Here is a 20,571-nt window from a genome sequence, read left to right on the forward strand (position 1 = left end):
GGCAGGGGGAGGGTGGCGTGGGCCAGGAGGCGGGCGCGGAGGGCTGCCACGCCCCGGCGGCCGGCTCGGGCCCGTACCCGTACGGGGTCCCAGCTGATGTGTGAACCGCCGACGGGTGGTCCGCCGGCCGCTGTTCCGTCGGCGGGGGCGTGTACCGCTCCGGTGCCGGCGCCCCCCAGGGGTCCCGCTCGGGGCGGAGCCCGTTCACTCTCCGGCCTTGCCCACCACCGGGGCGAGCCCGGCCGACCGTTCCACCGCCCCCGTGTCACCGCAGGAGACGAGCCAGTTGGCCAGCATCCGGTGTCCCCACTCGGTGAGCACCGACTCGGGGTGGAACTGCACGCCCTCGACGGGGAGGTCGCGGTGGCGGAGGCCCATGGCGACGCCGTTCTCCGTCCAGGCGGTCATCTCCAGCTCGTCCGGCCAGCCCTCCCGGGCGACCGCGAGCGAGTGGTAGCGGGTGGCGGTGAACGGCGAGGGCAGCCCCTGGAAGACGCCCGCGCCCTGGTGGACCACCGACGAGGTCTTGCCGTGCAGCAGCTCGGGCGCCCGGCCGACCACCCCGCCGTACGCGACGGCCATCGACTGCATGCCCAGGCAGACGCCGAAGACCGGCACCCCGGTGGCCGCGCAGTGCCGCACCATGTCGACGCAGACACCGGCCTGTTCGGGGGCTCCGGGGCCGGGTGAGAGCAGCACCCCGTCGAAGCCGTCCTGGGCGTGCGCGGTCTCGACCTCGTCGTTCCGGCGCACCTCGCACTCGGCGCCGAGCTGGTACAGGTACTGGACGAGGTTGAAGACGAAGCTGTCGTAGTTGTCCACGACGAGGATGCGCGCGCTCATCGCGTCACCGCCATTCCGTTGCCGGTGTCGGCAGGCTGTCGTCGACCGTCACGTCGTTGAACGGCAGCAGCGGTTCGGCCCAGGGGAAGACGTACTGGAAGAGGACGTAGACGACGGCCAGCACGAGGACCACGGAGACCAGGGCCTTCACCCACGCGTTGCCCGGCAGATGACGCCAGATCCAGACGTACATGCTGTCCCTACTTGCCGACGGGGATGGTCTTTGCCGCACCAGAGTAAGGGGCCGCACCCGTGCGCGGGGCGCAGCCGGGCAAACCCCCGGCGTGGAGTTCACGCCGGGCGCGCCGGGCCCGTCAGCGGGCCGGCTTGGCGTAGTGCAGGTCCACCGCGCCGGTGTAGCCGGGGAGGGTCACCTTGTCGTGCTGGTCGACCTTCCAGCCGAGGCCGTAGGCGGCGACGTACTGCTGGTAGTTCTGGATGGTGGGCGAGGTGTCCAGGGCCTTGCGCAGCCTGCCGCGGTCACCGACGGCGGTGATCTTGTACGGCGGGGAGTAGACGCGGCCCTGGAGGATGAGGGTGTTGCCGACGCAGCGGACGGCGCTGGTGGAGATCAGCCGCTGGTCCATCACCTTGATGCCCTGGGCGCCGCCCTGCCAGAGGGCGTTCACGACGGCCTGGAGGTCCTGCTGGTGGATGACCAGGTCGTTGGGCTGGGGCTGCGGGACGCCGGGGATCTTGGCGGTGGCGTTGGGCGGGGCGTCGGTCAGGGTGACCGTCAGACCGGTGCCGCCGATCTCCCGGGTGCCCGCGGCGTCGCCCAGGGCGGCCAGCCTGCGGGCCTCGGCGGTGTCGGCGCCGGAGTCCCGGCCGGCGAGGGAGTCGACCTCCGAGCGCAGGGCGGCGGCGCTCCGCTCCAGTTCGCCGTTGCCCTTGCTGCGCTCCTGGATGAGGTCGGACAGCCGGAGCATCGAGGCGTCGGTGCGGATGTCGGTGCCCTTGGCGGTGTTGAAGCTCATCCAGAAGATGAGGCCGGCGAGGGCGAAGACCGCGGCCGTCAGCAGCCGTACGGGACGGAACCGGCGGGGAGGACGGTGGCCGGGCGTTGCGTCGCTGGTGGAGACGGCAGAATTGCTCAACGTACCCTTGTCCTCTCCGACGCCGCTGAAGCACTACGCTAACGGACGCCCGGGGGGAGGAAGCGCTCCCCGACGCGGCCGACCAGCCCTTGTACCCCCAGCGCGGTTACGCAGCGCATCGACAGGAGAGTTCCTCGTGCCGAAGTCACGGATCCGCAAGAAGGAAGACTTCACGCCTCCGCCGGCGAAGCAGCAGAGCATCAAGCTGAACAGCGGGCGGCGCTGGGTGGCTCCGCTCATGCTGGCGCTGTTCCTGATCGGTCTCGCGTGGATCGTCGTCTTCTACGTGACCGGCAGCGACATGCCCATCGAGTCCCTGCACAACTGGAACATCGTGGTCGGCTTCGGCTTCATCGCGGCGGGGTTCGTGGTCTCCACACAGTGGAAGTAGCGAGTTATCCACACCCTCGTCCACAGTGGGGAAAAACTCAGAAGATCTGTGGATAACTTCCTTGGCGTTGACGCCGGTGTGACTGTTCGCGATTCCCGCGGGCCATCCTCCACACCGGCGTACTTCGCCGTATGCGCAGGTCGGAGCGGGTCTCAGCGGAGTCGGTGACGCCTTTCCCGGCGTTCTGCACACCGGCCGGGGGATGCTGTGGACAACCCCCGGCCCACTGATGTGGGTGACGGGCCGGGCCGGCGCTCCGGAGGGCGTCCGGCCGGGCCGGCCTAGGTCAGCTCGGCCGTCCGGACGGCCACGGTCACCACGATCGCCAGCAGCGCGGCCCCGCAGGTCAGCCACTGCACCAGCGCGCGGCGCGCGCGGGGCGCGTGCACCATGCCGTACGCCACCAGAGCACCCACCACCAGGCCGCCGATGTGCGCTTCCGCGGCGATGTTCCGCCAGGTGAAGGTGAAGATCAGGTTGAGCACGAGCAGCGCCATCACCGGGCGCATGTCGTACTTCAGCCGGCGCATCAGCACGGCCGTGGCGCCCAGCAGGCCGAAGATCGCGCCCGAGGCGCCGTACGACCGGCCGCCCGCGTCCACCATCAGATAGGTGAGCGCGCTGCCGCCGAGCCCCGACAGCAGATAGAGCGCCAGGTACCGGGCCCGGCCGAAAGCGGCCTCCAGCGGGGGCCCCAGCCACCAGAGCGACAGCATGTTGAAGCCGATGTGCATCACCGACTCGTGCAGGAAGAGCGAGGTCAGCAGCCGGTACCACTGGCCCTCGGCCACGCCCTCGCCGTCCTGGAACGGGTCGCGGCCCATCAGCTCCAGGGTGCCCACCAGGTCCGGCCCCTGGACCAGCACCGCGATCCAGATCGCGAGGTTGATCCCCAGCAGCACCTTGGTCACCAGGAAGGGGTCGCCGGGCCGGTCGACGGCGCCCCCGACGGTCCGCGGGGCGGCGTCCCGCCGTTCACTCCCGCGGTCGGTACCGGAACCGCCCGAGCACTCGGGGCAGTGGAAGCCGACCGAGGCGTTGACCATGCAGTCCGGGCAGATCGGCCGTTCGCAGCGCGTACAGCGGATGCCCGTCTCGCGGTCCGGATGCCGGTAACAGCAGACGGCCTGGTCGTTCATGCTCTCCCCTCGCCCCTGTGGCGGACCCGGGCGCCGCCGTTGATGAGCAGGGCCCCGCCCGTCTTACGGACGGGCGGGGCGCCGGGTTCCCGGAGTACGCGAACGGTCCTCAGCGGGACTCGATCACGACGCTCTCGATGACGACGTCCTGCACCGGACGGTCGGTCCGCGGGTTGGTCTGGGTGCCCGCGATGGCGTCCACGACCTTCTTGCTCGCGTCGTTGGTGACCTCACCGAAGATGGTGTGCTTGCCGGTCAGCCACGTGGTCGGGGACACGGTGATGAAGAACTGCGAGCCGTTGGTGCCCGGGCCGGCGTTGGCCATGGCCAGCAGGTAGGGCTTGTTGAAGGACAGGTCGGGGTGGAACTCGTCCTTGAACTCGTACCCCGGGCCGCCGGTGCCGTTGCCCAGCGGGTCACCGCCCTGGATCATGAAGCCGCTGATGACGCGGTGGAACACCGTGCCGTCGTACAGCTTGTCCGTGGACTTCTTCCCGGTCGCCGGGTGGGTCCACTCGCGCTCGCCCTTCGCGAGCTCGACGAAGTTCTTGACCGTCGTCGGGGCGTGATCCGGCAGGAGCCGGATCTCGATGTCCCCCTGGTTGGTCTTAAGGGTGGCGTAGAGCTGCTCGGCCACGATCTACCTTCCATAGTCTGCACTGACAGCCACCGATCCTCGCACGGACCGGCGCCCGGCGAGTAACGCCCAAAGCCCCGCGCGCGGCGGCGAACCATGGCATTGTCGAGCCGGAGGCCCGTTGACCCGGATGCCTTTCCGAACCTGCCGGACCGCCCCTGGACAGGCATGATTTCCCACTGGGTGGAAAGGCGACAGTCCAGTACGCCACCGAGGAGGAGGTTCTCGTGACCCGCAAGGACAGCGTGCGCGCCGCGACCAGCACCGCCAAGGACAGCGTGCGCCACGCGGCCGAAGTGGTGGCGCCCTACGCCGGCACGGCCAAGGACGCCGCCGTGCACTACGCGCACGAAGCCCGCGTCCGGCTCGCCCCCAAGGTGGCGGGCGCCGCCCACCAGGCGCGTTCCCAGTACGACGCGCACCTGCAGCCCCGGATCGACCATGCCCGGGAGGTCCTTCCTCCCAAGGTCAACCAGGCCGCCGCGCGGGCCCGTGCCGCCGCCGAGCCCGTCCGCGACGAGGCCGTCTCCCGCTCCACGGCCGCCCTCGCCGTCCTGCGCGGCCAGGTGTCCGCCCAAGACGTGGAGCGCCTGGGCCGCAAGCGCCGGCGCCGCTCCCGGGCCGGCCGGGCGGTCAAGCGGCTGGCCTTCGCGGGCCTGCTGGTGGGGGGCGCCGTCGCGGCCTGGAAGTGGTGGGACAAGCAGGCCAACCCGGACTGGCTGGTCGAGCCCCCGGCCGCCACCGAGATCGCCGACCGCCCGCACCTCTCCTCCGTGGACGGCAGCGGCGAGCGCTCCCCGCTCGACCCGGAGGTCCAGGCCAAGCAGGCCGAGGCGGAGGCCGCGGCCGGCGAGGACGAGAAGGCGGCCGGCGAAGGCAAGAAGGACGACGACCACTCCTGACGGCCGTCCGGCCTCCCGGGCCACCCGGCCCCGGACGTCAAAAAATCCCCTCCGACCGCGTAGCCGCAGGTCGGAGGGGATTTGCGTGGAGCCTAGGGGAGTCGAACCCCTGACATCTGCCATGCAAAGACAGCGCTCTACCAACTGAGCTAAGGCCCCTCGGAGCACCAGGGTACCCGGTGCCGGGAGCGGGGCCGACCAGGTATCGCCGCGACCCACCACTCTCCGTAGGATGCACCGCAAGATTCGCGGCAGCGAAGCGAAGGGGAGAGCGAGATGGACGCAGCACAGCAGGAAGCCACCGCCCGCGCACGAGAGCTGCAGCGGAGCTGGTACGGGGAGCCGCTGGGGGCGCTCTTCCGCCGGCTGATCGACGATCTCGGTCTCAACCAGGCCCGTCTCGCCTCCGTCCTGGGCCTTTCGGCGCCCATGCTCTCGCAGTTGATGAGCGGTCAGCGGGCGAAGATCGGCAACCCGGCGGTGGTACAGCGCGTCCAGGCCCTCCAGGAACTCTCCCACCAGGTGGCCGACGGCAGCGTGAGCGCCGCGGAGGCGGCGGAGCGGATGGAGGAGGTCAAGCGGAGCTCCGGCGGCTCGGTCCTCAACTCCACGCAGACCACGGCCAGCAGCGGCGCCCCGACCGTCAAGCGGGTGGTCCGCGAGATCCAGTCGCTGCTGCGCTCGGTGGCCGCCGCCGGCGACATCATCGACGCGGCCGGCACGCTCGCCCCCACCCACCCCGAACTGGCCGAGTTCCTGCGCGTCTACGGCGCCGGCCGGACCGCCGAGGCGGTCGCCCACTACGAGGCGCACCAGAGCTGACCCGCCGCGATGGGGGAGGTGTTCGCCGGGCGCTACGAGCTGGTGGACCCCATCGGGCGCGGTGGGGTGGGGGAGGTCTGGCGGGTCTGGGACCGGGCGCGCCGGCGGTACGCGGCGGCGAAGGTGCTCAAGCAGAGCCATGCCCACACCCTGCTGCTGCGCTTCGTCCGCGAGCAGGCGCTGCGCATCGATCATCCGCATGTGCTGGCCCCGGTCAGCTGGGCCGCCGACGACGACCGGGTGCTGTTCACCATGGACGTGGTGCACGGCGGTTCGGTCGCCCATCTCATCGGTGATTACGGACCGTTGCCCGCGCGTTTCGCCTGCGTTCTGCTGGACCAGTTGCTGGACGCACTCGTCGCGGTGCACGCGGAAGGTGTGGTGCACCGGGACATCAAACCGGCGAATCTGCTTTTGGAGGCGACCGGCACCGGGCCCCCTCATTTACGCCTCTCCGATTTCGGCTGTGCGATGCGCAAGGGCGAACCGCGGCTCACCGAGACCAACTATGTGATGGGAACTCCCGGTTACTTCGCGCCCGAGCAAATGGCGGGCGAGGAACCGGACTTCCCCGCCGATCTGTTCGCCGTCGGACTCGTCGCGCTGTATCTGCTGACCGGACGGAAACCGGACGCCGACGCTCTGGTGCGGCGGCTGGCCGCGGAACCGGCGCCTCCGGCACCGGAGGGCATCCCCGTGGCGCTGTGGGCCGTCCTGGCCCGGCTCCTGGCCCCCGACCCCGCGCTGCGCTTCCGGAGCGCCGCCGAGGCCCGCGCGGCCCTGGCCGCGGCCGTCCCGCTGCTGCCCCCGCCCGCGGCCGGGGAGGAGCGGATCGAGGTCTTCGACCAGATCGGCCCGCTGCCGCCGGGGTTCGGGGCCGACGGCCCGGAGGCCCCTCACAGCCCCCTGGGCGGCCCGCCACGGCTCGTACCGCCTCCGATGCCGCCCACGCCCCCACAGCCGGTCGCGCTGCCCCTGGGGGCTCCTCGCGGTGCCGACGGGCGTCGGCGTCCGCCTCCTCCGGCCCGTTCCACGGCGGTCGTGGTGCTGGTGGTGGCGCTGTTGTGCCTGGGGGTGGGGATCTGGGCCCTCGCCGCTTCGGCCTGAGCCGACCCCTTCACCGCATTCACTATTGCAATCATTTTATTCGCAGTAGTGAAGACTCTGGCCGGAACGGGTGGGCGGAAGGGGGCGGCCGGACGGAAGGCACCGGATTGGTGCCGGAAAGACAACGGAGCCCCGGCCGTCGTACCGGCCGGGGCTCCGCGTAGAACTCGTCGTCTCACACACCCGAACCTGCGGGCACGGAGTCGGTCGCCTCCGTCCACAGATCCTGCTCGGCGCGATCCGCCTGGATCTGGCGGTACACGAGGAGCCCGCCGATGGCGGCCAGTGCGACCAGGAGCAGCTTCTTCACCGCGCGACCTCGTCTTTCCTTGACGTAAGGGGACTCTGGTGGCCGATGATACACACCGGCCGATACCGATCGGTGACCTGTATCGGACCTTTCCGGAGACCCCTCCGGGCCGGCCCCGCCGTTCCGTACGGCCCTGTCGGGTCCACTCCGGTCCGATCCGAGCCCACTCCGGCCCCACTCCGGCCCATACAAGCTCGGAAAAGCCGATCGGCCCGGCCGGAGATTTCTCTCCGTCCGGGCCGATCGGGCCGGTGGGGCTAACAGGACTTGAACCTGTGGCCTCTTCCTTATCAGGGAAGCGCTCTAACCGTCTGAGCTATAGCCCCGCGCTGCACCGAAAGATTAGCGCACTTGGGGCCCAGTCCCAAAATCGCCGTCCGCCACCCCCCGGCGGACCGCCCCCGACGGCTACTCGTCCTCGGCGAGGGTGAGCTCGACACCGCCCACGAAGGACGCCGAGAGGTTGTAGACGAAGGCGATCAGGGTCGCCAGGGCGGTCGCCAGGACCACCTCGATGACCGCGATCACGACGGTGAACATCAGGACCCGCGGCAGCGACAGGAACGACTGGAGGTCGAACCCGCCGCCCTCCCCGGAGGTGGCGTCGCTGATGGTCCCGCCGACGGCGGAGAAGACCCCCATGGCGTCCAGGACCAGCCACAGCACCGTGACCGCCACGATCGTGCAGACGGCCAGGGCGAGGGACAGCAGGAAGCTGACCTTCATCACCGACCAGGGGTCGGCCTTGGCCACCCGCAGCCGCGCGGAGCGGGTGCGCGGAGCCGCGGCGTCCGGCGCCTTGCCGGCCGGTGCCTTGCCCGTGCCCTGGGCGGGGACGGACCGGGACGCGGCCGGGGCCGTGGCGCTGCCCGCGGACTTGCTCATGCTCTTGGTGCCCCCCTTGGCGGCGCCCGCGGCGCCCTTGCCCGCCTTGGACGCGGTGCGCTCGGCCGGCGGCTCGTAGGCCTTCGGCGGGTGGTACGGCTTCGGGCCCTTGGTCTCCGTCATGGAGTCCCCCCTGTTCGCGGCGGTGGTGTCGCTCCCACCCGGGGAGTCTGCCCCGTCCGCGTCGGCGCCACGGGCACCGCCCTTGCCGACCGCGGTGCTCGACGAAGCACCGGCACCGCGCCGTCCGGCGTCCGCACCGCTTGCCGCGGTGCCCGTGGCTCGACTCACGACCTACTCCTCGGTGTCCTCGACCGCAGGCTCCGTGCCTCCGGCCACCTCGGGCCCCCCGCCCCCGGCCTCGGCCGACGTGTCCTCGTCGACCTCCTCGGCCTCACGGCCGGCCTCGGCGTTCCTCGCGATGCCCACGACGGCGTCGCGCTTGCCCAAATTGATCAGTTGGACGCCCATGGTGTCACGCCCGGTTTCCCGCACTTCGTCGACCCGGGTCCGGATGACACCACCGCTGAGGGTGATCGCGAGGATCTCGTCCGTCGCCTCCACGACCAGGGCGCCGACCAGCGAACCCCGGTCCTCGACGATCTTCGCGGCCTTGATGCCGAGGCCGCCGCGGCCCTGGACGCGGTACTCGTCCACGTTGGTGCGCTTGGCGTAGCCGCCGTCGGTCGCGGTGAAGACGAACGTGCCCGGACGGACGACGTTCATCGACAGCAGTTCGTCACCCTCACGGAAGCTCATGCCCTTGACGCCGGAGGTGGCCCGGCCCATCGGGCGGAGCGAGTCGTCCGTCGCGGTGAAGCGGATGGACTGCGCCTTCTTGCTGATCAGCAGCAGGTCGTCGTCGGCCGACACCAGCTCGGCGCCGATCAGCTCGTCCTCGCGGCCGTCGTCCATCGCCCGGAGGTTGATCGCGATGACGCCACCGGAGCGCGGGGAGTCGTAGTCCTTCAGCGAGGTCTTCTTCACCAGGCCGGACTTGGTGGCCAGCACCAGGTAGGGCGCCGCGTCGTAGTCGCGGATGGCGAGGATCTGGGCGATCTTCTCGTCCGGCTGGAAGGCGAGCAGGTTGGCCACGTGCTGGCCGCGCGCGTCCCGGCCGGCGTCCGGCAGCTCGTACGCCTTGGCCCGGTAGACCCGGCCCTTGTTGGTGAAGAAGAGCAGCCAGTGGTGGGTGGTGGAGACGAAGAAGTGGTCGACGATGTCGTCCTGCTTCAGCTTGGTGCCCCGCACCCCCTTGCCGCCGCGCTTCTGCGAGCGGTAGTCCTCGGTCTTGGTGCGCTTGACGTAACCACCGTTGGTGATGGTGACGACGATGTCCTCCTCGGCGATCAGGTCCTCGATGGACATGTCACCTTCGAAGGGCACCAGCTTGGAGCGCCGGTCGTCGCCGAACTTCTCGACGATGGCCGTGAGTTCGTCGCTGATGATGCCGCGCTGGCGCTCCGGCGAGGCCAGGATCGCGTTGTACTCGTTGATCTTCGCCTGGAGTTCGTCGTGCTCCGCGACGATCTTCTGCCGCTCCAGGGCCGCCAGCCGGCGGAGCTGCATCTCCAGGATCGCGTTGGCCTGGATCTCGTCGATCGACAGCAGGCCCATCAGGCCCTCGCGGGCGACGTCGACCGTGTCGCTGCGCCGGATCAGCGCGATGACCTCGTCGATCGCGTCCAGGGCCTTCAGCAGACCGCGCAGGATGTGGGCGCGCTCCTCGGCCTTGCGCAGCCGGAAACGGGTGCGCCGGACGATGACCTCGATCTGGTGGGTGACCCAGTTGCGGATGAACGCGTCCAGCGACAGGGTGCGCGGCACGCCGTCGACCAGGGCGAGCATGTTCGCGCCGAAGTTCGTCTGGAGGTCGGTGTGCTTGTAGAGGTTGTTGAGGACGACCTTGGCGACGGCGTCCCGCTTGAGGACGATCACCAGGCGCTGACCGGTCCGGGACGAGGTCTCGTCACGGACGTCCGCGATGCCGCCGATCTTGCCGTCCTTCACCAGGTCGGCGATCTTCTGCGCGAGGTTGTCCGGGTTGACCTGGTAGGGCAGCTCGGTGACCACCAGGCACTGGCGGTTGTGGATCTCCTCGACCTCGACCACCGCGCGCATGGTGATCGAGCCGCGGCCGGTGCGGTACGCCTCCTCGATGCCCTTGCGGCCGACCACCAGGGCGCCGGTCGGGAAGTCGGGGCCCTTGATCCGGTCGATGAGCGCGTCGAGCAGCTCCTCGGGGGTCGCCTCCGGGTTGGCCAGGTACCACTGGGCGCCCTCGGCGACCTCGCGCAGGTTGTGCGGCGGGATGTTGGTCGCCATGCCGACCGCGATGCCGGCGGAACCGTTCACCAGCAGGTTGGGGAAGCGCGACGGCAGGACCGTCGGCTCCTGGTTCCGGCCGTCGTAGTTGTCCTGGAAGTCGACGGTCTCCTCGTCGATGTCCCGGACCATCTCCATGGACAGCGGGGCCATCTTGCACTCGGTGTACCGCATGGCGGCCGCCGGGTCGTTGCCCGGGGAGCCGAAGTTGCCGTTGGAGTCGACCAGCGGCATCCGCATGGACCACGGCTGGGCCAGCCGGACCAGGGCGTCGTAGATGGAGGCGTCACCGTGCGGGTGGTACGTACCCATGACGTCGCCGACGACGCGGGCGCACTTGTAGAAGCCCTTCTCGGGGCGGTACCCGCCGTCGTACATCGCGTAGAGCACGCGCCGGTGCACCGGCTTGAGGCCGTCCCGCACGTCGGGCAGCGCACGCGAGACGATGACGCTCATCGCGTAGTCGAGGTAGGAGCGCTGCATCTCCGTTTCGAGCCCGACGGGCTCGACGCGCATCCCGACGCCCTCGATGGCGGCGGGCTGGCCCTCGGGCGTGGTGCCGTCCGGGGTCACGGGCGTGTCAGGGGTCATCTCGTCGGCCATTGGTGTTCAAAGTCCTTTCGAGCCGCGGCTGTTCGTGCAGGCCGACTCAGATGTCGAGGAAGCGGACGTCCTTGGCGTTGCGCTGGATGAACGAACGCCGTGCCTCGACGTCCTCGCCCATGAGCACCGAGAACAGGTCGTCCGCCTGCGCCGCGTCGTCCAGGGTGACCTGGCCGAGCACCCGGTGGTCGATGTCCATCGTGGTGACGCGCAGCTCCTCGGCGTTCATCTCGCCGAGACCCTTGAAGCGCTGGACCGAGTCGTCCTTGATCCGCTTGCCGTTCTCCCGGCCGAGCTGGATCAGCGCGTCGCGCTCGCGGTCCGAGTACGCGTACTCGAAGTCGTCGCGGCCCCACTTGATCTTGTACAGCGGCGGGCGCGACAGGTAGACGTGCCCGGCCTCGACCAGCGGGCGCATAAAGCGGAAGAGGAAGGTCAGCAGCAGGGTGTTGATGTGCTGGCCGTCGACGTCGGCGTCCGCCATCAGGATGATCTTGTGATAGCGGAGCTTGTCGATGTCGAAGTCCTCGTGGACCCCGGTGCCGAACGCGGAGATCAGCGCCTGGATCTCCTGGTTCTGGAGGATCTTGTCGATCCGGGCCTTCTCGACGTTGAGGATCTTGCCGCGGATCGGGAGGATCGCCTGGTACTCGGGGTTCCGGCCGGACTTGGCCGAGCCGCCGGCGGAGTCACCCTCGACGATGAAGATCTCGCACTTGGCCGGGTCGTTCGACTGGCAGTCCGACAGCTTGCCGGGCAGCGAGGCGGTCTCCAGCAGACCCTTGCGGCGGGTCAGGTCGCGCGCCTTGCGGGCGGCGACACGGGCCGTGGCGGCCTGGATCGACTTGCGGATGATGTCCGCGGCCTCGTTGGGGTTGCGGTCCAGCCAGTCGGTGAGGTGCTCGTAGACCGCCTTCTGGACGAAGGTCTTCGCCTCCGTGTTGCCCAGCTTGGTCTTGGTCTGGCCCTCGAACTGCGGCTCGCTCAGCTTGACCGAGATGATCGCGGTCAGACCCTCGCGGATGTCGTCGCCCGTGAGGTTGTCGTCCTTCTCGCGGAGCAGCTTCTTGTCGCGCGCGTACTTGTTGATCAGCGAGGTCAGCGCGGCGCGGAAGCCCTCCTCGTGGGTACCGCCCTCATGGGTGTGGATGATGTTCGCGAAGCTGTAGACGCCCTCGGTGTACTGGCTGTTCCACTGCATCGCGATCTCGACCGAGAGCATCCGCTCCTTGTCCTCGGCCTCGAGCGCGATCACCGTGGGGTGGATCAGCTCGCCCTTGCGCGAGTTGAGGTAGCGGACGAAGTCCGAGATGCCGCCCTCGTAGTGGTAGCGGACGGAGAGCGGCTTGCCCTCCTCGTCCACGTGGTCCGGGCGCTCGTCGGTCAGGGCGATGGTCAGGCCCTTGTTGAGGAACGCCATCTCCTGGAAGCGCCGCGACAGCGTCTCGAAGGAGTACTCGGTGGTCTCGAAGATGTCGCCGTCGGCCCAGAAGGTGACGGAGGTGCCGGTCTCGTCCGTCGCCTCGTTCTTCTGCAGCGGGGCGGTGGGGACGCCGAGCTTGTAGTCCTGGGTCCAGCGGTAGCCGTCCGTCTTGACCTCGACGGCGACGCGCGTCGACAGCGCGTTGACGACGGAGACGCCGACGCCGTGCAGACCACCGGAGACCGCGTAACCGCCGCCGCCGAACTTGCCGCCCGCGTGCAGGACGGTCAGCACGACCTCGACGGCCGGCTTGCCCTCGGAGGGGACGATGCCGACGGGGATGCCGCGGCCGTTGTCGACCACGCGGACGCCGCCGTCCGGCAGGATCGTCACGTCGATGGTGTCGGCGTGGCCGGCCAGGGCCTCGTCGACCGAGTTGTCGACGACCTCCTGCACCAGGTGGTGCAGGCCGCGCTCACCGGTGGAACCGATGTACATGCCCGGCCGCTTGCGGACCGCGTCCAGACCCTCCAGCACGGTGATCGCGCTGGCGTCGTACGACGCACCTCCGCCCGGGGTGCCGGACGAGGCGTCCTCCGGCACAGGAGTGGCGCCTTCCTCGGGGGAAGGGGTGGTGTTCTCGTTGGGGTTGCCGGAATCGGCCACGAAGCGCCCTTTCTGGCACAGCACAGACCTTCTCCTGCCTGTGCGGCGGGGCGCCGTCGTCGGTCCGGGAGACCGGGAGGGCAGGCGGGAGCGACTGCGTCGTTCGACTTGTTTCCGCGAAACGCGCGGGATTACCACCAGTCTACCGGTAGCGCCGACATGAATGGGGGTTTGGCGGCGTCTGAGTCCGCATGTGCCGCCCTGAACCGGCATCAGCCGACTCCCTATATGTAGCCCGGGGCTCCAAGAGGCTCACAGCGGCACTCAGCGCTTTGGGTTGTCAACCGCCCGCTACCACGCTCGGGGGACACGTCCTCCCCCGTTCGCCCCGATCCGCCTCAGAGGTCCCCCGTGCCCGAACCGGCACGCCTCACCCGTAGGTGTCGCCCGGCCCCGTGCTCCCCGGAGCCCGCAGCGCTCCGTACCGGCGCCCCGGCCCGCCCGGGCCCAGCACCTTGATCAGCCGGACGGTGCCCTGGCCCAGGTCGTCGTTGAGCCGGGCCACCAGCGTCGGGGCGAGCAGCCGGAGCTGGGTCGCCCACGTCGTCGAGTCGCACCGCACGGTGAGCACCCGGGCGTCCTCGTCGTACCCCTGCGGCTCGCAGTGCAGCGCCACGTTCTCGCCGACGATCTGCGGCCAGCGCCCGGTGACCCCGCCGACCGCCGCGGGCGTCTCCCAGCCGCGCTCGGTGATCAGACGGTTGATGGCCGCGCCCAGCGGCAGCGGGTCGCGTCCGTCGGCACGCGCGCCGGAGCGCAGGCCGCCGCGGCGCGCCTGCTTCTTCTGCTGCACGGCCGCGCCCCGCGCCCGCGCCTGCTCCTTCGCCGCGCGCAACGCGACCCGCGCCAGGTCCACTCCGGACGGCTCGGGGGCCCTGCGCGCCGGTGACTGCTCGGTCATGCGCGCTCGACCGTTCCCTCGGAGACCGCGTACCGCGCGCCCGTCAGCACGCCCGGGACGTCGTCGTCCACCGCGGCCGTCACCAGCACCTGCTCGCCGTCCGCGACCAGCTCCGCCAGCCGCTCCCGGCGGCGGGCGTCCAGCTCGGCGAAGACGTCGTCCAGGACGAGCACCGGCTCGTTGCCCTCCGCCTTCAGCAGCTCGTACGAGGCCAGCCGCAGCGCCAGCGCGTACGACCAGGACTCGCCGTGGCTCGCGTACCCCTTGGCCGGCAGCTGCCCCAGCCGCAGCACGAGGTCGTCGCGGTGCGGCCCGACGAGGGTCACGCCGCGTTCCATCTCCTGCTTGCGGGCCTCGCCGAGCGCGGTGATCAGCACCTCGTAGAGCTCCTCGCGGGTGCGCGCGCCCTCCGGACCGCCGACGCCCACCGGGCCGCGGTAGTCGAAGGCGACCGGTCCGCCGCCGGGCGCCAGCCGCTCGTACGCGGCGTCGGTCAGCGGCAGCAGGGCGGCGATCAGGTCCAGGCGATGCGCCAGCAGTTCGGCGCCGGCGCGGGCCAGGTGCTGGTCCCAGATGTCCAGGGTGGAGACGTCCATCGACCGGCCGGCGTGCCGACGGGCCATGACCGCGGACTTCAGCAGGGTGTTGCGCTGCTTGAGCACGCGCTCGTAGTCCGAGCGCACGCCCGCCATCCGCGGGGAACGGGCCGTGACCAGCTCGTCGAGGAACCGGCGGCGCTCCCCTGGGTCCCCCTTGACCAGGGCCAGGTCCTCGGGGGCGAACAGCACCGTGCGCACGATGCCCAGCACGTCCCGGGGTCTGACCTGGGACGAGCGGTTGAGTCTGGCACGGTTGGCCTTGCCCGGGTTGAGCTCCAGCTCGATCAGCTGCTGCCGCTCGCCCTGAACGACGGCCGCGCGGATGAACGCCCGGTCCGCGCCGAGGCGGACCAGCGGGGCGTCGGAGGAGACGCGGTGGCTGCCGAGGGTCGCCAGGTAGCCGACCGCCTCGACGAGGTTGGTCTTGCCCTGGCCGTTGGGTCCCACGAAAGCCGTGACGCCCGGGTCGAGCGGGACCTCGACCCGGGCGTACGAGCGGAAGTCGGCGAGCGAGAGATGCGAAACGTGCATGGGTGCGCGCCGAGCCTCCTGATTCGCGTGGTCTGGTACGCGGGGTGTTACTTGCTCTCGACCGCGTGGCCGCCGAACTGGTTGCGCAGCGCGGCGATCATCTTCATCTGCGGCGAGTCGTCCTGGCGGGACGCGAAGCGGGCGAAGAGGGACGCGGTGATCGCCGGAAGCGGCACCGCGTTGTCGATGGCGGCCTCGACCGTCCAGCGGCCCTCGCCCGAGTCGGACGCGTAACCGCGCAGCTTGTCGAGGTGCTCGTCGTCGTCCAGGGCCTTGACCGCGAGGTCCAGCAGCCAGGAGCGGATGACCGTGCCCTCCTGCCAGGAGCGGAAGATCTCGCGCACGTCGGTGACGGAGTCGACCGCCTCCAGCAGCTCCCAGCCCTCGGCGAACGCCTGCATCATGGCGTACTCGATGCCGTTGTGGACCATCTTGGCGAAGTGGCCCGCGCCGACCTTGCCGGCGTGCACGGAGCCGAATTCGCCCTCGGGCTTCAGCGCGTCGAAGATCGGCTGCACCTTCGCGACGTGCTCGGCGTCGCCGCCGTACATCAGGGCGTAGCCGTTCTCCAGGCCCCAGACGCCGCCCGAGACGCCGCAGTCCACGAAGCCGATGCCCTTGGCGGCGAGCTCCTCGGCGTGCTTCTCGTCGTCCGTCCAGCGGGAGTTGCCGCCGTCGACGACGACGTCGCCGGGCGACAGCAACTCGCCCAGCTCGTCGATCGTGGACTGGGTCGCCGCGCCGGCGGGGACCATGACCCACACGACTCGCGGACCCTTCAGGGAATCCACAAGCTCCCGGAGGCTGTGGACGTCCGCGAGGTCCGCATTGCGGTCGTATCCGATGACGGTGTGGCCTGCGCGGCGGATGCGCTCGCGCATGTTGCCGCCCATCTTGCCGAGACCGACGAGACCGAGCTCCATCAGTGATCCTCTATGCCGTAGTCGTAGCGGTTTACCCGGATCCGAGCCTACGCCCGGGGATCCGTGCACACCTGTCGGGACCGAGCGCTCAAACGGTGGGGCGGTTACCCGCCCGTCCTCCGTGCATGCGCCGCTCCCGTCTCCCGCCGGATGCTCCGCGCGGGGGACACCGCGGCCCGTCGGCCGGGCGTCAGCCCGAGAGCCGCACCGGCATGCCGCGCTCTTGCGAGGGACGACCCTCGCGCACCCGGCCACCGGGGGCGTCGGGCCGGAGCATCAGCCCGACAGCCGCACCGGCATGCTGCGCTCTTGCGAGGGACGACCCTCGCGCACCCAGCCGCCGGGGGCGTCGGGCCGGAGCGTCAGCCCGACAGCCGCACCGGCATGATCAGGTACTTGTACGCCTCGTCCGCCTCCGCGTCGACCGCGGGCTTGCCGCTGAGCAGCGCCGGCTTGGTGGACGTGGTGAAGGAGAGCTGGGCGACCGGGGAGTCGATCGCGGAGAGGCCCTCCAGCAGGAAGCCGGGGTTGAAGGCGATGGAGATGTCGTCGCCCTCCAGCCGCGCGTCGACCTTTTCCACAGCCTGTGCGTCGTCGCTGGAGCCGGCCTCCAGGATCAGCACGCCCTGCTCGAAGCTCAGGCGGACCGGGGTGTTGCGCTCGGCGACCAGGGCCACGCGCTTGACGGCCTCGACGAAGGGGGCCGTCTCGATCACGGCGACCGAGTTGAACTCGGTCGGGAACAGGGTGCGGTACTTCGGCAGGTCGCCTTCCAGCAGCCGCGTGGTGGTGCGGCGGCCGGCGCCCTCGAAGCCGATGAGGCCCTCGCCCGCGCCGGAGCCCGAGAGCGCCAGCGAGACGGAGTCGCCGCCGCTGAGCGACTTGGCGGTGTCCAGCAGCGTCTTGGCGGGGACCAGGGCGACGGCGGAGACGTCGGGGGTCTCCGGCTTCCACATGAACTCGCGGACGGCGAAGCGGTAGCGGTCCGTGGAGGCCAGGGTGACGGTGTCGCCCTCGATCTCGATGCGCACACCGGTGAGCACCGGGAGGGTGTCGTCACGGCCGGCGGCGATGGCGACCTGGGCGGCGGCGGACGCGAACACCTCGGCCGGGACGGTGCCGGTGGCGGTGGGCATCTGGGGCAGCGCCGGGTACTCCTCCACAGGCAGGGTGTGGAGTGTGAATCGCGAGGAGCCGCAGACCACGGTGGCGCGGACGCCGTCGGTGGAGATCTCCACAGGCCTGTTGGGAAGTGCGCGGCAGATGTCGGCGAGCAGCCGGCCGGAGACGAGGACGGTGCCGTCCTCCTCCACATCGGCCTCGACGGAGACTCGGGCCGAGACCTCGTAGTCGAAGCCGGAGAGGCTGAGCGAACCGTCCTCGGCCTTCAGCAGCAGTCCCGCGAGGACCGGCACCGGCGGACGGGCCGGGAGGCTGCGGGCCGCCCAGGCCACTGCCTCCGCGAGTACATCGCGCTCCACCCGGATCTTCACCGGAACCGCCTCCTGCTTGTTGCTGGCTGGCCCTGCTGGGCTGTCTTCGTCGGGCTTCGTCCGGCTTCGTCGGCCTTCGACGGCTACGAAGCCGGAGACCAGTCTGACGTACGCCGCTGACAGCCGGTGCTGCTCGGGGTCAAGTCGCACCCGACGGCGTGGCGCGGCCTCGGGCCGAGTTGTGCACAGGGCCCACTTCGAAGCGAGTTCCCCGGTTGATCTCAGTGGTCGTAGTAGTAGGGCCTGTGGAAACCGTGGAAAACTTCCTTTGCCCTGGTCAGGCCGGATTTTTTGTCCACTGCCCCTGTGGGCGGCCACGGTGGAAAACAGGGGGTCACTGTGGAGAAACAAAAGTTCTGCACAGGCGGTGCACAGGCAGGGCGCACTTCTCCCCAGGCTCGTCCCCAGCTTTACCCAGGTTCCCCACAGCCCAACCCGGCAGCTTGGTGTGACGCCTTTCACTCGGCGCGGTGACCTCGGGCGTTTCGTTGCCGAACAGTGGACAACCCTGGGGAAAGGCTGTGTACAACGCCGATCTTCCTGTGGGCGGCCGGTGGACAACCGGCGCGACCGCTGGGGGCCGTTCCGTCATCCACAGGCTGTGGACTTCGGTTCCCCACACTTCCACACCCCTCTGACCTCCACTGATGGGCTGTCAACAGGGCCCGCTGTGGACATCATCTGGATAACTTCCCAGTCCCCAGGATGTGGACGGGTCTCGGGGGCGGATTCTGTGGAGAACGGGGTGACGGGGGTCCCTATTCGAACGAGGTGGCCGCGAGGCGACGCCGTCCGGAACGGCGAAGGGCGCCCCGGGAACCGTCCCGGAGCGCCCTGGGAGGCGTCCACGCGCCCTCGGCGCGGCCCTGTCAGCCGTTCTTGATGCGGTTGGTCAGCTCGGTCACCTGGTTGTAGATGGACCGCCGCTCGGCCATCAACGCGCGGATCTTGCGGTCCGCGTGCATCACGGTCGTGTGGTCGCGCCCGCCGAACTGCGCGCCGATCTTCGGCAGCGACAGGTCCGTGAGCTCACGGCAGAGGTACATGGCGATCTGGCGCGCCGTCACCAGCACCCGGCTGCGCGAGGCGCCGCACAGGTCCTCCACGGTGTGCCCGAAGTAGTCGGCGGTGGCGGCCATGATGGCCGGCGCGGTGATCTCCGGCGAGGCGTCCTCGCCGCCCGGGATGAGGTCCTTGAGGACGATCTCGGTGAGGCCGAGGTCCACGGGCTGCCGGTTGAGGCTGGCGAACGCCGTGACGCGGATGAGGGCGCCCTCGAGCTCGCGGATGTTCCGCGAGATCCGGGAGGCGATGAACTCCAGGACCTCCGGCGGCGCGTTGAGCTGCTCCTGGACCGCCTTCTTCCGGAGGATCGCGATCCGGGTCTCCAGCTCGGGCGGCTGGACGTCGGTGATCAGACCCCACTCGAAGCGGTTGCGGAGCCGGTCCTCCAGGGTCACCAGCTGCTTGGGCGGCCGGTCCGAGGAGAGCACGATCTGCTTGTTCGCGTTGTGGAGGGTGTTGAAGGTGTGGAAGAACTCCTCCTGCGTCGACTCCTTGCTCGCGAGGAACTGGATGTCGTCGACCAGCAGGATGTCCATGTCGCGGTAGCGCTTGCGGAACGCGTCCGCCTTGCCGTCGCGGATGCTGTTGATGAACTCGTTGGTGAACTCCTCGGAGCTCACGTACCGCACCCGGGTGCCCGGGTAGAGACTGCGCGCGTAGTGTCCGATCGCGTGCAGCAGGTGGGTCTTGCCGAGCCCCGACTCCCCGTAGATGAAGAGGGGGTTGTACGCCTTCGCCGGCGCCTCGGCGACCGCCACGGCCGCCGCGTGCGCGAACCGGTTGGACGCGCCGATGACGAAGGTGTCGAAGAGGTACTTGGGGTTCAGCCGGGCGGTCGGCTCGCCCGGGCCGGACCCCGACGACTTGCCCGTGCCCGACGCGCCGGAGCCGCCGGGCACCGGGCGGTCCCCCTGGCCGGCGCCACGGCCGCGGGCGTCCGGCAGCTCGCGCTGCTGCTCGTAGGACCGCTCGCCCCCGCCGGGCCGGTACCCGCCGGAATCCCGTTGCTGCTCGTAGCCGGAGGACGGGTGCTGCGGGGAGGCATAGGGGTCGCGGTCGTTCTCGGCGAAGCCGAGCCGCGGCTGCTGCCAGCCGTAGTCGCCCCGGTCCGGCGTCCGGCCGGGGCCCGGACCGCCGGGGCCCGTGTGGCGCGGCCAGGAGCCCGGCTCGGCGCGGGACTGCTGGTAGTCGGGGTAGGCGGGGCGGACGGTCGGCAGGTCGTCGCCGGCGCCGCGGCCGTAACCGTCCCGGCCGTCGTAACCGGAGCGTCCGTCGTACCCCTCGTACGTGTCACGGCCCTGGCCGTTGTGCGAGCGCTCTTCGTGCGCGGGCTGCTGTGGCGCCGCCGGCTCGCCGACCGAGTTGTCGACGGTGATCGCGATGCGGATGGGCCGGCCGCACTCCCGGCTGAGGGCGTCACTGACGACCGGGGCCAGCCGCCCCTCCAGTACGCCCTTGGCGAACTCGTTGGGGACGGCGAGCAGCGCCGTGTCCGCGACCAGGGCCAGCGGCTGACAGCGCTTGATCCAGTGCTCGTCCTTGCTCTCTACTCTTCCCTCGCCCAGGAGCTGCTCCAGCACGCGCGGCCACACTGCGGCAAGATCGGCAGGCAGGTCAGCCACAGGGCACGCTCTCTCGGTCAGCGGGGGCGCCCTCCGGTCCCACGAATGTGTGGTTCTCGGGACGGGCGGGAAGGATTCGGAGTTCAGCCACGGTAGTCAGGCCGTGGCACGTCGTTCAAGTCGTTGTCCACAGGGTGTGTACAAATGTGCCATGGGGCGGTCCACGGCGCCTCACCCGGGCACGGCTGGCACGCGCGGGGCCTCCGGGAGGCTACGGTTAATGCTGGTGCGCTGCCGGTTTGACCGGATGGCGTAACGGCGCGTACCGTGACCAGGTCGAGTTGTCG

18 protein-coding genes and 2 tRNA genes are annotated in these 20,571 nt (G+C 70.4%); 4 read left to right on the forward strand and 16 right to left on the reverse strand.

Annotated elements, in window-relative coordinates:
* Positions 1–204 precede the first annotated feature (204 nt).
* The 3 genes from ACSNOK_RS00760 to ACSNOK_RS00770 all read right to left on the reverse strand — a co-directional run bounded on the left by ACSNOK_RS00760 (position 205) and on the right by ACSNOK_RS00770 (position 1,940).
* Positions 205–843 (reverse strand): aminodeoxychorismate/anthranilate synthase component II, encoded by a 639-nt coding sequence (locus tag ACSNOK_RS00760; RefSeq protein WP_436778556.1) that lies wholly within the window; start codon positions 841–843, stop codon positions 205–207.
* Positions 844–847: 4 nt separating this feature from the next.
* The gene (locus ACSNOK_RS00765; protein ID WP_223768141.1) at positions 848–1,036 is read right to left on the reverse strand and encodes a hypothetical protein; all 189 of its coding nucleotides are present in this window, start codon (positions 1,034–1,036) and stop codon (positions 848–850) included.
* Between the two features lie 121 nt (positions 1,037–1,157).
* Complete coding sequence (locus tag ACSNOK_RS00770; protein ID WP_436778557.1) at positions 1,158–1,940, reverse strand: DUF881 domain-containing protein; 783 nt, start codon at positions 1,938–1,940, stop codon at positions 1,158–1,160.
* Between the two features lie 136 nt (positions 1,941–2,076).
* Between ACSNOK_RS00770 and crgA the strand changes: the two genes are divergently transcribed.
* Positions 2,077–2,331, forward strand: coding sequence for a cell division protein CrgA (gene crgA / locus ACSNOK_RS00775; RefSeq protein WP_004939905.1), 255 nt, complete (start codon positions 2,077–2,079; stop codon positions 2,329–2,331).
* A 281-nt stretch (positions 2,332–2,612) separates the two neighbouring features.
* Here crgA and ACSNOK_RS00780 read toward each other — a convergent pair whose 3' ends face one another.
* Both ACSNOK_RS00780 and ACSNOK_RS00785 read right to left on the reverse strand, forming a co-directional pair.
* Positions 2,613–3,470 (reverse strand): rhomboid family intramembrane serine protease, encoded by an 858-nt coding sequence (locus ACSNOK_RS00780; protein ID WP_436778558.1) that lies wholly within the window; start codon positions 3,468–3,470, stop codon positions 2,613–2,615.
* A gap of 109 nt (positions 3,471–3,579) precedes the next feature.
* Positions 3,580–4,107: a peptidylprolyl isomerase gene (locus ACSNOK_RS00785; protein ID WP_436778559.1), complete on the reverse strand. Its 528-nt coding sequence runs from the start codon at positions 4,105–4,107 to the stop codon at positions 3,580–3,582.
* Between the two features lie 227 nt (positions 4,108–4,334).
* On the opposite strand from ACSNOK_RS00785, the gene ACSNOK_RS00790 reads away from it, so the two are divergent.
* Positions 4,335–5,009: a DUF5324 family protein gene (locus tag ACSNOK_RS00790; RefSeq protein ID WP_436778560.1), complete on the forward strand. Its 675-nt coding sequence runs from the start codon at positions 4,335–4,337 to the stop codon at positions 5,007–5,009.
* Positions 5,010–5,095: 86 nt separating this feature from the next.
* On the opposite strand, the gene ACSNOK_RS00795 is transcribed toward ACSNOK_RS00790, so the two are convergent.
* Positions 5,096–5,168 (reverse strand) — tRNA-Ala (locus ACSNOK_RS00795).
* A gap of 117 nt (positions 5,169–5,285) precedes the next feature.
* On the opposite strand from ACSNOK_RS00795, the gene ACSNOK_RS00800 reads away from it, so the two are divergent.
* On the forward strand, positions 5,286–5,831 hold the full coding sequence (locus tag ACSNOK_RS00800) for a helix-turn-helix domain-containing protein (RefSeq protein ID WP_171164647.1): 546 nt from the start codon (positions 5,286–5,288) through the stop codon (positions 5,829–5,831).
* Positions 5,832–5,840: 9 nt separating this feature from the next.
* On the forward strand, positions 5,841–6,938 hold the full coding sequence (locus ACSNOK_RS00805; protein ID WP_436778561.1) for a serine/threonine-protein kinase: 1,098 nt from the start codon (positions 5,841–5,843) through the stop codon (positions 6,936–6,938).
* Positions 6,939–7,113: 175 nt separating this feature from the next.
* On the opposite strand, the gene ACSNOK_RS00810 is transcribed toward ACSNOK_RS00805, so the two are convergent.
* From ACSNOK_RS00810 to dnaA, 10 genes are all read right to left on the reverse strand, one after another.
* Complete coding sequence (locus ACSNOK_RS00810) at positions 7,114–7,248, reverse strand: DLW-39 family protein (RefSeq protein ID WP_003958712.1); 135 nt, start codon at positions 7,246–7,248, stop codon at positions 7,114–7,116.
* A 252-nt stretch (positions 7,249–7,500) separates the two neighbouring features.
* Positions 7,501–7,574, reverse strand: a tRNA-Ile gene (locus tag ACSNOK_RS00815).
* 82 nt (positions 7,575–7,656) lie between these two features.
* Positions 7,657–8,424, reverse strand: a complete 768-nt coding sequence (locus ACSNOK_RS00820) for a DUF3566 domain-containing protein (protein ID WP_436778562.1) — start codon at positions 8,422–8,424, stop codon at positions 7,657–7,659.
* Between the two features lie 3 nt (positions 8,425–8,427).
* Entirely contained in the window at positions 8,428–11,061 is a 2,634-nt protein-coding gene (gene gyrA, locus ACSNOK_RS00825; RefSeq protein ID WP_436778563.1) for a DNA gyrase subunit A, read from the reverse strand.
* 46 nt (positions 11,062–11,107) lie between these two features.
* Positions 11,108–13,174, reverse strand: a complete 2,067-nt coding sequence (gene gyrB, locus ACSNOK_RS00830; RefSeq protein WP_436778564.1) for a DNA topoisomerase (ATP-hydrolyzing) subunit B — start codon at positions 13,172–13,174, stop codon at positions 11,108–11,110.
* A gap of 346 nt (positions 13,175–13,520) precedes the next feature.
* Complete coding sequence (locus ACSNOK_RS00835) at positions 13,521–14,051, reverse strand: DUF721 domain-containing protein (RefSeq protein ID WP_436778565.1); 531 nt, start codon at positions 14,049–14,051, stop codon at positions 13,521–13,523.
* Positions 14,048–15,181, reverse strand: a complete 1,134-nt coding sequence (gene recF / locus ACSNOK_RS00840; protein ID WP_436778566.1) for a DNA replication/repair protein RecF — start codon at positions 15,179–15,181, stop codon at positions 14,048–14,050. Before recF ends, ACSNOK_RS00835 begins: the two co-directional genes overlap by 4 nt.
* A 47-nt stretch (positions 15,182–15,228) precedes the next feature.
* Entirely contained in the window at positions 15,229–16,104 is an 876-nt protein-coding gene (gene gnd, locus ACSNOK_RS00845) for a phosphogluconate dehydrogenase (NAD(+)-dependent, decarboxylating) (RefSeq protein ID WP_436778567.1), read from the reverse strand.
* A 362-nt stretch (positions 16,105–16,466) separates the two neighbouring features.
* Positions 16,467–17,597, reverse strand: coding sequence for a DNA polymerase III subunit beta (gene dnaN / locus ACSNOK_RS00850; protein WP_436778568.1), 1,131 nt, complete (start codon positions 17,595–17,597; stop codon positions 16,467–16,469).
* Positions 17,598–18,466: 869 nt separating this feature from the next.
* On the reverse strand, positions 18,467–20,284 hold the full coding sequence (gene dnaA / locus ACSNOK_RS00855; RefSeq protein WP_436778569.1) for a chromosomal replication initiator protein DnaA: 1,818 nt from the start codon (positions 20,282–20,284) through the stop codon (positions 18,467–18,469).
* Positions 20,285–20,571: the final 287 nt, after the last annotated feature.

The sequence above is a fragment of the Streptomyces sp. URMC 126 genome (genome assembly GCF_051386555.1).
In the GTDB taxonomy this organism is placed as follows: domain Bacteria; phylum Actinomycetota; class Actinomycetes; order Streptomycetales; family Streptomycetaceae; genus Streptomyces.

Bases quoted from the DNA above. Each gene is read 5' to 3' on its own strand.
- recF (WP_436778566.1), bottom strand. From the start codon at position 15,181: ATGCACGTTTCGCATCTCTCGCTCGCCGACTTCCGCTCGTACGCCCGG.
- gyrA (WP_436778563.1), bottom strand. From the start codon at position 11,061: ATGGCCGACGAGATGACCCCTGACACGCCCGTGACCCCGGACGGCACC.
- ACSNOK_RS00780 (WP_436778558.1), bottom strand. From the start codon at position 3,470: ATGAACGACCAGGCCGTCTGCTGTTACCGGCATCCGGACCGCGAGACG.
- ACSNOK_RS00765 (WP_223768141.1), bottom strand. From the start codon at position 1,036: ATGTACGTCTGGATCTGGCGTCATCTGCCGGGCAACGCGTGGGTGAAG.
- gnd (WP_436778567.1), bottom strand. From the start codon at position 16,104: ATGGAGCTCGGTCTCGTCGGTCTCGGCAAGATGGGCGGCAACATGCGC.
- ACSNOK_RS00800 (WP_171164647.1), top strand. From the start codon at position 5,286: ATGGACGCAGCACAGCAGGAAGCCACCGCCCGCGCACGAGAGCTGCAG.
- ACSNOK_RS00760 (WP_436778556.1), bottom strand. From the start codon at position 843: ATGAGCGCGCGCATCCTCGTCGTGGACAACTACGACAGCTTCGTCTTC.
- ACSNOK_RS00805 (WP_436778561.1), top strand. From the start codon at position 5,841: ATGGGGGAGGTGTTCGCCGGGCGCTACGAGCTGGTGGACCCCATCGGG.
- ACSNOK_RS00835 (WP_436778565.1), bottom strand. From the start codon at position 14,051: ATGACCGAGCAGTCACCGGCGCGCAGGGCCCCCGAGCCGTCCGGAGTG.